Origin of the sequence: Caballeronia sp. LZ024 (assembly GCF_031451455.1) — a bacterium.
In the GTDB taxonomy this organism is placed as follows: domain Bacteria; phylum Pseudomonadota; class Gammaproteobacteria; order Burkholderiales; family Burkholderiaceae; genus Caballeronia; species Caballeronia telluris.
Window position 1 is genome coordinate 963,421 of the sequence record NZ_JARUXL010000004.1, and the last position, 15,143, is coordinate 978,563.

14 protein-coding genes are annotated in these 15,143 nt (G+C 63.4%); 3 read left to right on the plus strand and 11 right to left on the minus strand.

Translation table 11 applies throughout. From position 1 onward, the window contains the following. Positions 1–2 precede the first annotated feature (2 nt). Both xylF and xylA read right to left on the minus strand, forming a co-directional pair. Positions 3–1,031, minus strand: a complete 1,029-nt coding sequence (gene xylF / locus QCE48_RS26655; protein WP_309783483.1) for a D-xylose ABC transporter substrate-binding protein — start codon at positions 1,029–1,031, stop codon at positions 3–5. A gap of 137 nt (positions 1,032–1,168) precedes the next feature. Continuing rightward, the gene (gene xylA, locus QCE48_RS26660; protein WP_309783485.1) at positions 1,169–2,485 is read right to left on the minus strand and encodes a xylose isomerase; all 1,317 of its coding nucleotides are present in this window, start codon (positions 2,483–2,485) and stop codon (positions 1,169–1,171) included. A gap of 249 nt (positions 2,486–2,734) precedes the next feature. Between xylA and QCE48_RS26665 the strand changes: the two genes are divergently transcribed. The 3 genes from QCE48_RS26665 (at position 2,735) to QCE48_RS26675 (ending at position 5,858) form a co-directional block, all read left to right on the plus strand. Next, positions 2,735–3,943, plus strand: a complete 1,209-nt coding sequence (locus QCE48_RS26665) for a DNA-binding transcriptional regulator (RefSeq protein WP_309783489.1) — start codon at positions 2,735–2,737, stop codon at positions 3,941–3,943. 23 nt (positions 3,944–3,966) lie between these two features. Next, a complete protein-coding gene (locus QCE48_RS26670) occupies positions 3,967–5,049 on the plus strand; it encodes an aldose epimerase family protein (RefSeq protein WP_309783490.1) in 1,083 nt (360 codons plus the stop codon). Positions 5,050–5,111: 62 nt separating this feature from the next. Next, positions 5,112–5,858 (plus strand): Pr6Pr family membrane protein, encoded by a 747-nt coding sequence (locus QCE48_RS26675; RefSeq protein ID WP_309783492.1) that lies wholly within the window; start codon positions 5,112–5,114, stop codon positions 5,856–5,858. A 31-nt stretch (positions 5,859–5,889) separates the two neighbouring features. Here QCE48_RS26675 and QCE48_RS26680 read toward each other — a convergent pair whose 3' ends face one another. The 9 genes from QCE48_RS26680 to QCE48_RS26720 form a co-directional block, all read right to left on the minus strand. Further along, on the minus strand, positions 5,890–6,198 hold the full coding sequence (locus QCE48_RS26680; RefSeq protein ID WP_309783494.1) for an EthD family reductase: 309 nt from the start codon (positions 6,196–6,198) through the stop codon (positions 5,890–5,892). A 45-nt stretch (positions 6,199–6,243) separates the two neighbouring features. Continuing rightward, the gene (locus QCE48_RS26685; protein WP_309783495.1) at positions 6,244–7,176 is read right to left on the minus strand and encodes an MBL fold metallo-hydrolase; all 933 of its coding nucleotides are present in this window, start codon (positions 7,174–7,176) and stop codon (positions 6,244–6,246) included. Next, positions 7,176–8,030: a quinoprotein dehydrogenase-associated SoxYZ-like carrier gene (locus QCE48_RS26690; protein WP_309783497.1), complete on the minus strand. Its 855-nt coding sequence runs from the start codon at positions 8,028–8,030 to the stop codon at positions 7,176–7,178. The genes QCE48_RS26685 and QCE48_RS26690 overlap by 1 nt, the downstream gene beginning before the upstream one ends. A 60-nt stretch (positions 8,031–8,090) precedes the next feature. Further along, a complete protein-coding gene (locus tag QCE48_RS26695) occupies positions 8,091–8,936 on the minus strand; it encodes a quinoprotein relay system zinc metallohydrolase 2 (RefSeq protein ID WP_309783499.1) in 846 nt (281 codons plus the stop codon). 695 nt (positions 8,937–9,631) lie between these two features. Continuing rightward, positions 9,632–10,651, minus strand: coding sequence for a LysR family transcriptional regulator (locus QCE48_RS26700; protein ID WP_309783500.1), 1,020 nt, complete (start codon positions 10,649–10,651; stop codon positions 9,632–9,634). 55 nt (positions 10,652–10,706) lie between these two features. After that, the gene (locus QCE48_RS26705; RefSeq protein WP_309783501.1) at positions 10,707–11,429 is read right to left on the minus strand and encodes a hypothetical protein; all 723 of its coding nucleotides are present in this window, start codon (positions 11,427–11,429) and stop codon (positions 10,707–10,709) included. A gap of 14 nt (positions 11,430–11,443) precedes the next feature. Next, positions 11,444–12,319, minus strand: a complete 876-nt coding sequence (locus tag QCE48_RS26710) for a substrate-binding domain-containing protein (RefSeq protein ID WP_309783503.1) — start codon at positions 12,317–12,319, stop codon at positions 11,444–11,446. A gap of 57 nt (positions 12,320–12,376) precedes the next feature. Beyond that, a complete protein-coding gene (locus tag QCE48_RS26715) occupies positions 12,377–12,790 on the minus strand; it encodes a c-type cytochrome (RefSeq protein WP_309783504.1) in 414 nt (137 codons plus the stop codon). A gap of 206 nt (positions 12,791–12,996) precedes the next feature. Beyond that, the gene (locus QCE48_RS26720) at positions 12,997–14,808 is read right to left on the minus strand and encodes a methanol/ethanol family PQQ-dependent dehydrogenase (protein WP_309783506.1); all 1,812 of its coding nucleotides are present in this window, start codon (positions 14,806–14,808) and stop codon (positions 12,997–12,999) included. Positions 14,809–15,143 lie beyond the last annotated feature (335 nt).

The following is a 15,143-nucleotide window of genomic DNA, read 5'->3' on the forward strand; positions in this document are numbered from 1 at the left end:
GCCTAGTTGCCAGCCAGTTGAGCCTGCGTATAGAAGCCGTCCTTGATGACAACGTCGACGTTGCCCTTCGTGAGGAGCGTCGGTTGCAACAGCACGGTATCGACCTGCTTCTTGCCGTTGTCGTACTTCGCGTTGAACTTGGGCGTCTGGCCTTTGGCGAGATCGACCGCAAGCTGCGCCGCATCGCCCGCGATCAGCTTGAGCGGCTTGTAGACGGTCATCGTCTGCGTGCCGGCTACCAGCCGCTTGACGGCTGCCAGGTCCGCATCCTGTCCCGACACCGGCACCTTGCCCGCCATCTTCTGCGCGGCAAGTGCCTGGATCGCGCCACCGGCCGTGCCGTCGTTCGACGCGACGATGGCGTCGATCTTGTTGTTGTTCGCGGTGAGCGCGTCCTCGGTGATGCGCAAGGCCGTCGCCGCGCTCCACTCCGGCACCCACTGCTGCCCGACGATCTTCACGTCGCCACGATCGATCGCGGGCTTCAGGATCTTCATCTGCCCTTCGCGCAGCATCTTCGCGTTGTTGTCGGTGGGCGCGCCGCCTAGCAGGAAGTAGTTGCCCTTCGGCTGCGCGCCGAACACGCCCTGCGCCTGCATCTCGCCGACCTTTTCGTTGTCGAAGGAGATGTAGGCATCGACATCGGCGTCGAGGATCAGGCGGTCGTAAGACACGACCTTGATGCCCGCCTTGTGCGCCTCGGCCACGACGTTGCCGAGCGTTTTCGAATTGAACGGCACGATCACGATCACATCGACGCCGCGCGAGATCAGGTTCTCGATCTGCGAAATCTGACGCGCTTCGCTCGCATCAGCCGATTGCACCGACACCTTCGCGCCGAGCTTCGTGGCGGCCGCCACGAAGTAATCGCGGTCGCGCGACCAGCGCTCGACGCGCAGGTCGTCGATGCAAAAGCCGATTTCGGGTTTGTCCTTGCTTGCGTGAGCCAGGGACGAAACCATCGACAGGCTGGCGAACATCGCTGTACAGACGAGCGTACTCAACGCCTTGCGGCGCATGGCTGATTTCATGTCTCACTCCTATATGGTTGGCGGCCGGTCCGTTCCCCGCATGCGAGAGAGAGGGAACGCCGCCGGAACCTGCTAATGCGCCGCGAATCGTGGTTCGCGGTCGTCGTTATGTGTGGTGTCGAAAACCGGTTGCAACGCTAACCATATATCGCCCGGTTGACGATGTTTTCGAGCCGTTCCTGCTGCCCGCTGACGTGCTTCGGTGCAATCTCGCGGGCAATAGCGTCGGCCGCGAGCGAGTCGAGCGAATACCCGCCCGCCAGCACCTTGCGGCCGAAGTCGCTATCCCAGTTCGCATAACGCGCTTCCTTGAGCCTTGCAAGCTGGTCGTCCTCAATGAGCGCGGCGGCACGCTCGAGCGCTACTGCAATCACGTCGATCGCGCCGATGTGACCGTGAACCAGATCCTCGGCATCGACGCTCTGGCGGCGCACCTTGGCATCGAAGTTCATGCCGCCCGTCGTAAAGCCGCCGTGACGCAGGATTTCATAGAACGCGAGCGTCAGTTCCTCGACGCTGTTCGGAAACTGATCCGTGTCCCAGCCGTTTTGCGGATCGCCGCGATTGGCGTCGATGCTGCCGAACACGCCGAGCGCAATCGCCGTCGCAATTTCGTGATGAAACGAATGACCCGCAAGCGTCGCGTGATTGGCCTCGATGTTCACCCGAATCTCGTCCTGCAAGCCGAACTGCGCGAGAAAGCCGTGAACGGTCGCCACGTCGTAGTCGTACTGGTGTTTGGTCGGCTCCTGGGGCTTCGGCTCGATCAGCAGTGCGCCCTTGAAACCGATCTTGTGCTTGTGCTCGACCACCATCGACAGGAAACGCGCAAGCTGTTCGCGCTCGCGCTTGAGGTCCGTGTTGAGCAGCGTCTCGTAGCCTTCGCGGCCGCCCCACAGCACGTAGTTCTCGCCGCCAAGACGCTGCGTCGCTTCGAGCGCCTGCAACACCTGCGTCGCCGCGAACGCGAACACATCGGGATTCGGATTCGTCGCCGCGCCCGCCGCGTAGCGCGGATGCGAGAAGAGATTCGCCGTGCCCCAGAGAAGCCTCACGCCCGTATCGGACTGCTTGCGCGCGAGGTAGTCGCTCATCTTCCTGAAGTTGCTCACATAGTGGCGAATGCTGTCGCCTTCGGGCGCGACGTCGGTATCGTGGAACGTATAGAACGGCGTGCCGAGTTTGCCGAACAGATCGAACGCGGCGTCCGCCTTGAGCTGCGCCATTTCGAGCGCATCGCCCGCCTGTTGCCACGGACGCTTGAACGTGCCCGAGCCGAACATGTCGGCGCCCGGCCAGACGAAGGTATGCCAGTAGCAGACAGCAAGCCGCAAATGATCTTCCATGCGCTTGCCGAGCACGAGCTTGTCGCGGTCGTAGTGGCGATAGGCAAATGGATTCGTCGTCTCGCGGCCCTCGAAGCGAACCGCGGGCAGGTGTTCGAAGTAGGACATGCGCGTCTCCATGAATGTTGTATGCCGCACCGCACGAAGCGCAACGGCGATGAAGTGACGCCATGCTGCCAGCATGCCGGGGATCGCGGCAATTGCGAAATCCGCCAGCGCCGATGTCGATTCTTGTTGTCGGCGATAATGCGCTGGCGGGCCGCTCGCACTGCGGCCTAGAATAAGCTGAACGCTTAAAACAAGGCGCAAGCCGCATAAGGAGACGACGAAGCGCACCGCTTCGTTCATGCACAGTCGATGACAAGACATCAGGCCGCTCCACGCACGCACCGCATCGCGCTGCTCTTCAATGCGAACAAGGTGTACGACCGCGAGATCATCACCGGCATCGGCAACTATCTGCTGTCGACGCGCGTCGCATGGGACCTTTTTCTGGAGGAAGACTTCCGCGCGCGCCTGACGGGCATCGAGCGCTTCGAAGGCGACGGCATCATCGCGGACTTCGACGATCCCGCCGTCTGCGATGCGCTCGCCGAGTGTCCGCTGCCGGTGGTCGCGGTGGGTTCGTCGTATGAAGACGCAGCGCGCTATCCCGCGAATCTGCCGTACATCGCCACCGACAACGCGAAGCTCGTGTCGCTCGCGTACACGCATCTGATCGGCGCGGGCTTGCAGCGCTTCGCGCTCTACAGCTTGCCGGAGTCACCCGAGAACCGCTGGGCGCAGGAACGCGAACTCGCGTTCCGCGCGCTGCTCGACGCCGACGGACTCGAAGCCGACATCCATCGCGGCCTGCCGACGAGCGCGCCCGTCTGGAATCAGGCGAGCGCGCAGCTCACGTCGTGGCTGCAAAGCCTGCCGAAGCCCGTCGGCGTGATCGCCGTGACCGATGCGCGCGCCCGGCATCTGTTGCAGGCGTGTCTGATCTCGGGCATCGCGGTGCCCGAGGAAGTCGCGATCATCGGCATCGACAACGATCCGCTGACGCGCTCGCTCACGCGCATACCGCTTTCATCCGTGATTCAGGGCACCGAGGAAATGGGCCGCACCGCCGCGCACTTGCTGCACCAGATGCTGGGCGGCGCGCGCTTCGCGGGACGGCGTATTCTCGTGCCGCCGGTCGGGATCAACGTGCTCGAATCGACGCGCCATCAGCCCGTGTCGAGCCCGCATGTGATGCGTGCGCGCCACTACATCAGGCAATATGGATGTCAGGGCATCAAGACCGAACAGGTCGCCGATTACGTGGGTGTGTCGCGCTCGTCGCTCGAAGATCACTTCAGGCGCGAACTCGGCTACACCGTGCATCAGGAAATCCTCAATCACAAGCTCGATGTCGCGAAGCAGTTGCTCGCGCGTCACGACATGTCGAGCGCCGAAGTGGCGATTCGCTGCGGCTTCACATCGGTGCAGTACATGTACGCTGTTTTTCGTCGCGAACTCGACTGCACGCCGCGCGAGTTTCAGGAGCGTCTGCAGAAATCGCAGACGCCGCAACCCGGCTGACGCCACGCATCCCCATCTTCCTCATGAATCTCGCCGACACCGGCAGCACCGGCCGCACCACTCACGCACGCATCGGCGTCGAGCGCTGGGGGCTCGTGCCCGGCGGCGACGCGGCACGCCTGTTCACACTGCGCAACGCGCACGATATGCGCGTGGCGATCAGCGACCTGGGCGCGACGCTCGTGTCGTGGCACGCGCCGGATCGCTCGGGCCGGATCGCCGACGTGCTGCTTGGACACGACACACCTGCGGACTATCTCGCCGCGAGCGCGTTCATGGGCGGCACGATCGGGCGCTGGGCGAACCGCATCGCGGGCGCGCGCTTCACGCTCGACGGCGTGACGTATTCGCTCGATCGCAATGACGGGCCGAATCATCTGCATGGCGGCGCGACCGGTTTTCATCGTGCGATGTGGAGCGCGCATGAAGCGGATGGCACGCTCGTCATGACGCACGAATCGCCCGAGGGCGACGCGGGTTTTCCCGGCGCGCTGAAGGTCGCGGTGCGCTTTTCGCTCGACGACGAGGGCACGCTCACGATCGACTACGAGGCGCATTCGGATGCGCCGACGCCCGTCAACCTGACGAATCATGCTTACTTCAATCTGTCGGGAGATGCGCCCGACGTGCGCGGACACGTCATCGCGATCGAAGCGGATGCGTTCTTCGAAGTGGACGACACGATGATTCCGGTGGCACGCGCCGAGGTCGCGGGCAACGCGTTCGACTTTCGCGCGGGTGCGCCGATCGGCGCGCGGCTCGACTGGCCCGACGTGCAGCTCGCGCGCGCCGGGGGATTCGATCATTGCTATGTGCTGCGTGGCAACAGCGATGCGTTGCGCACCGCAGCCGTTCTCTATGATCCCGCCAGCGGGCGCGAACTGACCGTCGCCACGGACATGCCGAGCATGCAGTTCTATACGGGGAATTTCCTCGCTGGCGTCGCGGGGCGCGGGGGCCGCGTGTATCGCAAGCATGCGGGGCTTTGTCTGGAGACGGGCGCGTTCCCCAATCAGATCAATATGGACGGCGAGGCGGCGGAGGTCGTGTTGCGCCCCGGCGAGTGCTACCGGCAGAGGACGAGTTACAGGCTGGGCGTGCGCTAGCCGATTGCTTTGCGTCGCCGCGCGCCCTGCACGGTCCGTGTGTCGCCGATAGAATCGGCAGCATGGCTACTTCGAATCCCCCCGCCGGCGACCAGGAACCGGAACTCCCGCTGCACACGCCGAGCGTCGCGTCGCTTTCGATGGCGGCGGCCATTGCGCTCATCGCGTGGCTCGCGCTCGCCGCGCAAACCGACATCACGATCGACCGCTGGGTATCGCGCGGCTATACCGTCTTCGACGGCATCGAGCGCATGAGCAGCTACCTCACGAACCTCACCGTGTTCCTGAGCGCGATCTGCTTTACCTGCGTCGCGACGCGCGCGCGTTCGCCTGTCGCGCGCTTCTTCCGGCAGCCGACTGTCGTGACGGCGATCGTCGTCTACATGGTGTTCGTCGGCATCGCGTACAACGTGCTGCTGCGCTATCTGTGGACGCCGTCAGGCTATCGCGCGCTCGTCAACGAGTGTCTGCACACGTTCGTGCCGGTGCTCGCTGCGCTCTTCTGGGTGTTCTTCGTGCCGCGCTTTCACCTGAGCGTGCGGCAATGCCTGCTTTGGCTCGTCTATCCGCTGGGGTATCTGTGCGTGACGCTCTTGCGCGGCAGCGTGTCGGATTTCTATCCGTATCCGTTCATCGATGTCGGCGAGCTCGGCTATCCGCACGTCCTCGCAAATGCGACGCTCCTCGTGCTTGCGTTTCTCACGCTGATGGGCGTGTTCATCGCGATCAATCATCGCCGCCGTGATCTCGACATACCCGACGCCGCCGAGCAAGAGGAGCAAGAAGAACACGCACGCGACGAACGCTGAGCGCCGTCGCGTCGCGACACCGAATCCGCGTTCAGGCTTCCTGCGTGTCGAACATCAACAACTCGACGCCGGCCTGCGCGAAGTTCGCAAGATCGCCGGCGGTCGCCTGTCCTTCGGGCGAGCCGAGTGCCGACTGGATCGCCGCGAGCGATTCGAATTCGAGAATCGCGACGAGGTAATACGGCGACTCGCCCGCCGCGACGCTCACGGGCCCCTTGCTCATCCGGTAACTATTGAGTCCCGGCAGCGTCTTCGCGAGCGGCGCATGCGTGGACGTGTAGTGCGCATCGAAGGCGGACGGGTTCGCGGGGGTCTTGTAGAGCGCCAAGAGTGTAGCCATCGGGTGTCTCCTGTGTGGACCTGAGTTGGACGTTTGAATGCCGGGTCACTGCTTTTCTAGTTGCAGATAAAGCCGCTGCACGTTCTGCGGCTGCGCGATTGCATACAGCTTGTAGTGGCGAAAATCCTTCAGTTGCACGGTATGCATCGCGTCGGTGAGGCCGGTGCCGTCGGCGTAGGCGCGGCGCACGGCAGTGTCGAGTTCGCGAAGATAGGTCGCGGTCTGCCTGAATCCGTCGCCGTCTTTCACGAGCGGTCCGAAGGCCGGCACCACGACACGCGGCTCCATCGCGCGCAATTGGTCGAGGGCCGCGAGCCAGCCGGGAATCTGTTCGTTGCGAAGCTCGGGAATTCGTCCGACGTTCACGAGGCCGCCCGCGAATACCGCGCCGGTCGCGGTATCGAGCACGGCGAGATCGCCGGGCGTGCTTGCCGGACCGAAATGCAGCAACTGCAGTTCGCGTCCGCCACTTTCGATGCGCGTGCTCGCATCCACCGTGCGATCGGGCACGGTCACGCGCGAGCCGCTCATCTCTTCGTCGCCGAGCGTGCGTTGCAGGTTCTTCAGACAGATCGCGCAGCGCTCGCGGATCAGTTCCGCCGCGCGGCGATGCGCGAGGATCGGCACGCCTCGGTCGCGGAACGCCGACGCCCCGAATACGAATTCCGGCGCCTGATGCGTGATGATGACGAGTTCGACGGGCAGCGGCGTGACCGCGCGGATCGCTTCGATCATCGCGCGCCCGTAGCGGTACGACGAACCGCTATCGATCACCGTCACGCCGCTCTTGCCGACGATGAATCCGTTGTTCGCGACGATGCCGCGATTGGCCGGCGCGACCGCGTCGGCGTCGCCTAACATCGCGTAGACGCCCGGCGCGATCTGCTTCGGCACGGGCACGTCGCCCGCAGCCGCGCGCGCCAGCGCCGCGCAGGCGAGCAGCATCGTCAAGAGGAAGAGCCGTTGCAAGGCGCGCATCAGAGCCCGTTCGATGAAGTCCGTTGCACGCCGCCTTGCGCGTTGACCGCGACGGCGCCCTGGAACTGCTTGTTCTTCGTGTCCTCGGCCTGCGCCTTCAGTTCGCCACTGCCTTGCGGCACGAAGTAGAAGCGAAAGTTCGGGTTCTCGCTGATCGAGAAATTGACGTTGGCCGTCATGACCGGCTTGCCGTCGTAGGTCACCGCGACCTTGCGGATGAAATACGCGCTCGCATAATTGCGCGTGACCTGGTTCATCGCCATGCCGGTGCGGTTCGGATGGCGCACCATCACCTGCGCGAGTTGCGGTTGTCCCACGACGGTCTTGCCTTCGGCCGTGACCCGGACCTGGCCCGCGCTTGCCTCGGCAGCGGCGTCGTCCTTGCCTGCGGGCGCCGAACACCCGCCCGATGCCTTGATGAAGCGCACCGCGCTATACAGATGTCCGTCGTTGGTCTCCGCGATGGCCCGCATGAACGTGTAGTCCTCCACCCGCACGCGCGTCTCGATGTTCGCAAGCCCGGATTCCGGCGTGAACTCGAAGAAGCCCGCATATGGCTCGGGATTCTCGTCAATGAAGAGATAGATCTTCCTGATGAAATGCGCGGGCGTCTGTGGAAACTGCGCGGTGATCGAAATCGGCACGACGGCGGCATCGGCGGCGCGCGCAGGAGCTTCGAGCTTGATGACGGCGTCGCCGTGCTCATCGACCGGCCGGCCCTTGAACATGCCCTCCTTGAAGTCGAGCCAACGCGCTTCCTTGCCCGGATCGTCGTCGGGCTGGGCGGCGTAGGCGCCGTTCAGTGCGAGCGTCGCGAACAAGGCAATCAGCGTGCTGCGCCTTGAGATGACCATGATGTCCCTCCGTTCTTTCTGCTTGCGTGACGGAATGCGTCGCGCGGCACTACCGCGGTCTTACTTTTCCCACTCGAGTTCGGCATACGCAGCCGTCACGTTGCGGCGATGGTAGAGGTCGAAGAGGAGCCACTTGTCGCGCTCGTTCACGCCGATCGTATCGATGGCCTGCTGCATCGTCTCGCCCCGTCCGATTGCCGCGCGCACATCGCGCGCCAGATTCGCGAGATAGCCTTCTTCAGCATCGAGCGCGGCGGGCCACGGCGTGTCGATGGGACCGTGCCCGGGCACCACGCGCCGCGGATTCATCTGGCGAATCAGCGCGATGTCGGCGAGCCAGCCCGTCACGCTGCCGTCGATCACGGGGATGCACTTCACGAAGAGCAGATCCGCGAGCCAAAGCGTGCCGGTCTTCTCATCGTATACCGTCAGGTCGTTGTTCGTATGAGCTGTTTTCCATGCGCGCAACACGAGCTTGCGATCGCCGAGATCGAGCGTCTTCGTCGACTCGACGAGGAGCGTCGGCATGACGATTTCGCTGCCGTCGGCGAGCGATCCGAGTTCGCGCCGCAGCACGCGCTGGTAGCTCTCGGCATGCGATGCCTCGGCCTCGCCGAGCGTGGCGCTGCCGACTAACTTCGGCCCGTCGTCGCGGAAGGCGGCGTTGCCGAAGATGTGATCCGGATGCATGTGCGTGTTGATGACGTAGCACACGGGAAGCGGCGTCACGGCGCGGATCGCGGCGCGCAGTTCACGGCCTTCTTCGGCGGTGCCGCCGGTGTCGATCACCGCGACGCAGCGCTTGCCGACGATAAAGCCGATGTTCGCGATATCGCCCTTGTTCTCGCGAGTCGCGACATCGTCGTGGCCGCGATGCACGTAGAGGCCGGGGGCGAATTGCGTCACCGCGAGTGGCGTGGCGGACTGGGCCGAGGCGCTCGTGCACAGAAGGAGTGTCAGGGTCAGGTGGTGACCGTAGCGCTTTCGGGCAACTTGCTTTCTTAGTGGTCTATTAGCACTGCCCCTGTCCGGGGCGGGACTTACTTTCTTTGCTGCTGCAAAGAAAGTAAGCAAAGAAAGCAGCTTTTCTGGCATCGGTCTCATGAGTGCAACGCCCGCACAATACAAAGTGGACATGCCGCCTAAGTGTCGCCCTCACTGGACTAACCCAGCTTGGTGCGATTAACTATTGTGTCATCGCACAGCAAACTACTTGGTAAGGCAGTCATCCACCCGTCCACGCGCCGCGGACGAAAGGCATAACCGAAAGCCACCGGTCCGCAATCGCAAACATCGACCGCGACCGATGCACCTGACGTCTGAGCGAAGCGAAGATGGATGGATGACTACTGTACCAATTCGTTCGCTGCGCGATGAGACAGTGGTTAATCGCGCCAAGCCGCTAAGACCTTTGAGGGAGACACCTAGGCGGTATGTCCACTCGTTACTTCAAGGGCGTTTCCGCTTCAAGACTGCTGCCTAAAAAAAGCTGCTTTCTTTGCTTACTTTCTTTGCAGCAGCAAAGAAAGTAAGTCCCGCCCCGGACAGGGGCAATGCTAATAGACCGACGTGAAAGCAAGTTCCATAGAAGCGCAGAAAGGTCAGACGGTGTTCACCCCACCCACCCCGACACCCGCCGCCAAGGCGCCCCCCCCAATCAACTCTCCCTGCGGCCGCTTCCCGCGCCGCACCCCGAACGGTGCATATTCCGCTTCGAGAAACGGCTCGGCATGTTCGAGCAGAAAGCGCCGAAACACGAGACAAGTGGGCGATAACTGTTTCGAACGCGAATGCACCAGTTGCCAGGTGCGCTCGATCGGCATCCCATTCACATCGAGCACCGCAATCTCGCCGGTGCGCAATTCGAGCGCGAGCGTGTGCAGCGAGATCAGGCTCACGCCCATGCCCGCCATCACGGCCTGCTTGATCGTTTCGTTGCTGCCGAGCGTCACGCTGCGCGCCGGCACGAACAGATGCTGGCGAAACATGTGCTCGGCGACCGCGCGCGTGCCGGAACCCGGTTCGCGCAACAGGAACGTATCTCCTGCAAGCTCCTGCAGGTCAAACCGCTCCGCATGCCGCAAGCGATGCGTCAGCGGCGCGACGATCACATGCGGGTGATACGCGAGCGGCTCGGCGGCCGTGCCCAGTTCGGGCGGCGGGCGGCCCATGATCGCGAGATCGGTGGCGTTATCGGCAAGCCAGCGCAGCAGGGTCTCGCGATTGCCGACGGAAAACCGCACGTCGACCTTCGGATATTGCTGCGAGTAAAGCGCGAGCAGCTTGGGCGCGAAGTAAGTCGCGGAACTCACGATGCTCACCGCGATGGAACCGCTGTCGGCCTGCGTGAGCGACATCATCGCGTCCTCGGCATCCTTGATCTCGCCGAGGATGCGGCTCGCGTGGTGCGAAAGCCGCTCGCCCGCCTCGGTCAGCGAAAGCCGGCGCGCGACGCGTTCGAAGAGCGGCAGTCCGATCGCCTCTTCGAGCTGCCGGATCTGCATTGACACCGCGGGCTGCGTGAGATGCAGTTCCTCGGCCGCGCGCGCGAAGCTCGGGCAGCGGCACGCAATCACGAAGATCTGCAACTGGCGCAACGTCAGCGAGCGGATGAAGTTCACGATGGGCGGCCATGCGTCGAGGAAAGCCGGACGACGCGCCCGGCTCCAACCACAATCAACGGCTCGCGCGCGGTGCGTTCGCCGGCTTCTGGGGAATGGGGTCGCCGGGCTTCGCCGGCACGAGCGCATGCTGCGCGCTCTGGAAGTTCAGCGTCTCCGTTTGCAGCGGATGATCGAAGTCGTTGTTCTGACCCGGCACTTCGGTGCGGATCGTCATCACGTGGCCGGGCACGTCGTCGGCGACGATGAATGTGTAGCGCTTGCCCGTGTACTGCGGAAAGCGCGAGGCGTTCGGGTCGTCGAGATACGGCTGGATCACGATCTTCTGCGCCTTCACCTTCTTGCCGCCCGCGTCGCTCACGATCTGCGTGATCGGCGGCCCGGCCGCAAGCGCAAGCCGCACGCGCTGCTGGAAATAGCGCCGCTTGCCGCCCGTCATCTGCTCCATCTCGGCGATGTCGTGTTCGAGAAAGTACAGGATCACCGGATTGCACGGCAGGTTGCCCGGCACGTCCACCGGCCCCGTTCGATCGGACACGCGCGCATCGCCGTTCGCGTTGCCCGCACTCACGACGAGCACGCGCACCGTGTCGTTGACCTTCGCCGGCGGGCCGGACATTTCCATCGCGTAGTCCAGTTCGGTCTCGGCACCGACGCTCTTCATATGCGGCGCCATGAAGAGCAGTTGTTCAGCCGGCGCGATGTTGCCGCCGGGCTTGTCGGCGGCGTTCGCCTGCATCGCGAGCGCGACTGCAAAGAAGCCTGCTGCGATCTTCATCACAGGCAAGCCCCTCATTGCGCGGACACCGGTTGCAACGGCAAAAGCGGCACCTGATAGCCCGTCAGGATCTGGTCGATCTTCGGCTGATTCGTGGCGATCCAGTTGTCGATCTTGTCCTTCCATGCCTTCTCGCCGTAGCGCACGCCCATCGATATTTCGTAATCGAAACGGATGCCGGGCGTCGGCGGGAACGGCACGAGCCGCACCGAATCGCCTGCGCGTTTCGTGAAGTAGCCGGCAATCGGTCCCCACAGGAACACGACGTCGACCGTGCCCTTCGTCAGGTCGTGCTCGATCATTTCGCCGGGGAACGCCTGCGGGTCGCCGCTTTGCACCTTGTACGACACGGCCTGCTCGATCAGGTTGTTGCCGAGCAGCCAGTCGACGGCGGGCGTCTGCGAGAAGATGCCGAGCCGCAGCTTCTTCAACTGGTCGGGCGGCAGCTTCAGCAGGTCGGAAGGCGTCTGGATGCTCGCGAACTCGGGTCGGTTCGGGAACACCATCGCGTAGGTTGAATGCAGATAAGGGCGCGTCGTGGCCGCTAGGTCGTAGCCCTTCGGCAAGCCGATCACGAGATCGCACTTGAAGCGCTCGGTGTCGGGCACCTTCGCGCGCAGCGTATTGCGGATGAAGCCCATGCGCTGCGGAAAATACGTGTACTCGATCTTGTAGCCGAAGTCGCTCGCCATCTGGTCCGCGATCTTGTTCTCGTAACCCTCGCCCTTGTTGTTCGACAGCGGCATGTTGTTCGGGTCGGCACAGACGCGCAGCACGCCGTCGGCGCCGTCGTTGTTGGGCAGCGCGGCATCCTGGGCGAATGCGCTCTGCGCGGCGCACGCCGAGAGCAGCGCCGCGACGAAGACACGCCTTACCTTGCAATCAGACATCGACACCTCCGGTTATGACTTCGGGCACACGATGACACAACGTAGCACGCAAGCGCGTCATTTGGCATCGATGGCCTGCAAGTCGCCCGGGTTGATCTTGCCGTCGGAGCGTCCCTTCAGATACGCGTAGAGGTTTTCCCAGTTCTTCTGCATCATCTGGCTCGAACTGAAGTCGGGCATGCCCTTGTCGATCCGTCCGCCGAATACCGTGCGATGAAACTCCTTCGTGTCGAGCGTCTTGAATGCCTCGATCAGCGACGGGCCGACCATGCCTTCCTGCTTCGCCCCGTGACAGCGTTCGCACGCAAGCGCCCGCCACGTCTTCCAGCCCTGCAGGGTGTTGCTGTCGACCTTGTTGCCGTCGACGACCTTGTACGCCACCGGCTTCATTTGCCCGGCATCGGTCTGGGCATAGGAAGGGGGCAACGCAAAGAGTGCTATCGCCAGCGGCAAAAGTGATCGGCCTTTCATCTGTCTGTCTCCTGTCGGCCGTAGCCGGCGCCTTGGCGCCCGACCCGGACCGCATGCAAGGGTTGCGGTTCTTCCGGCATACGCACCGGGGTGAAACACGAACTTCTGCTGCTTTCGGGACGCCGCCAGCCGCCGCCTCATGTTTCGAGGCGGGGCGTGACGTGCGTTTGACGCTTGATGTGACTCAGAGATCGGGCAGGAACAGATCAGCCGCCCGGGATGGCGAACACGAAGAGCGTGCCGCCGAGCGCCGTGTACTTCGCCAGTTCGCGATAGCCGCCGACCGCGCCCAGGCCTTCGGTCGACTTTTGCAGGCCGGCCGCCATGCCGATGCCCGCCCAGCCGCCAATGCCCGAATACACGCCGACGTACTGCTTGCCGTTGAACTGATACGTGAACACGTTGCCGATGATCCCCGACGGGGTCTTGAACTTCCACAGCTCCTTGCCGTCCTTGATGCGGACTGCCTTGATATAGCCTTCGAGCGTGCCGTAGAAGGCGATGCCGCCGGCCGTCGTGAGCGCGCCGGACCACACCGAGAACTTCTCCGGCTTGGACCACGCGATCTTGCCCTTGCTCGCATCCCAGGCGATGAAGTTGCCCATCGCGCCCTTTTCGTTCGGGCCCGGGAACATCGAGAGCGTCGCGCCGACAAACGGCTGGCCCGACACGTACTCGACTTCGAACGGCTCATAGTCCATGCAGACGTGATTCGTCGGCACGAGGAAGAGCCCCGAGTTCGGGTCGAACGAAGCGGGCTGCTGGTCCTTCGAGCCGAGCGCCGCCGGGCAGATGCCCTTCACGTTCTTGTCGGGACCGGCTGCCTGCGTCGAGTACTTCACGTTGCGCACCGGCAGGCCGCTCTTCACGTCGACGCTGTCGGCCCAGTTCACCGCCGGGTCGTACTTCTGCGCGACGAGCAGTTCGCCCGTCTCGCGATTGAGCGTATACCCGAAGCCGTTGCGGTCGAAGTGGACGATCGCCGGAACCTTCTTGCCGCCCATCGGCAGGTCCGCGAGGATCATCTCGTTCACGCCGTCATAGTCCCATTCGTCGTGCGGCGTCATCTGGTAGACCCACTTCGCTTTACCCGTATTCAGGTCGCGGGCGAAGATGGACATCGACCATTTGTTGTCGCCGGGACGCTGCGTGGGGTTCCACGTGCCCGGATTGCCCGTGCCGTAATAGACAAGGTTGAGCTTGGGGTCCCATGCGTACCAGCCCCAGGTCGTGCCGCCCCCGGTTTTCCACTGGTCGCCCTTCCAGCTCTTGAGCGACGAATCCGCACCGACCGGCGTCATCTTGCCGTCGGTCCAGGTCATCGTCTGTTGCGGGTCGAGCAGCATTTCGCTGTCGGGGCCCGTACTGTAGGCCTTCCAGACTTCCTTGCCGGTCTTCATGTCGTAGGCAATCAGCCGGCCGCGCACGCCGAACTCGCCGCCCGAGATGCCGGTGAGCACCTTGTCGCCGAAGACGTGCGGCGCATTGGTGTTGGTTTCACCCGCTTTCGGATCGCCGTTCTGCGCGGTCCATTTCACTTCGCCCGTCTTCGCGTCGAGCGCGACGAGTTTCGTGTCGGCCTGCTGCAGGAAGATCATTCCGTCGCCATAGGCGAGGCCACGGTTGACCGTATCGCAGCACATCACCGAGATGACCTGCGTGTCCTGCTTCGGTTCGTATTGCCAGATGAAGGTCTGGTCTTTCAGGTTGATCGCGATGACCTTGTTGGGGAACGGCGAGTGGATATACATCGTGTCGCCGATGACGAGCGGCGAACCTTCGTGACCGCGCAACACGCCGGTCGACATGGTCCAGGCCACTTGTAGCTTGCCGACATTCTGCTCGTTGACCTGCTTGAGCGGGCTGTAGCGGTGATTCGAATAATCGCCCGCCTGTGCCGCCCAGTTCGATGGGTTCTTGATCAGTGTGTCGAGCTGCGAGTCTGCTTGAGCGACATATGAATTCAGACTCGTCGTCGCGACCACCGCCAGTCCAAGAACCAGGGTGCGTAAGTTCATGTCTCCTCCAGAATGGTGATGCCGTCCGACCCAGGGATGACCACGCTACGCTTGCATTCCCGCGCGCCTTCTCGAATGCAGGTAACGAGCAACGCCCAAGCCCGGTTCATTGCCGGGCTGATTGCGTATCGGGGGCAATTGCATATTCCATGCCGGAAAGCGCGCTGCCCGCTCCGGTGCTGCCGCACGCGGGCTGCACGTGGCCTGCGCGCAGGTCGGCCCCGAGCGCCTGGCGTCGCCGCGACGGGCTTGCGACACATACTGTGTCAAATCCGCGATACGAAGCGCGCCGCGCGCCACACTTCCAACGCAGTCCGCACATGCCGCGATGCAGC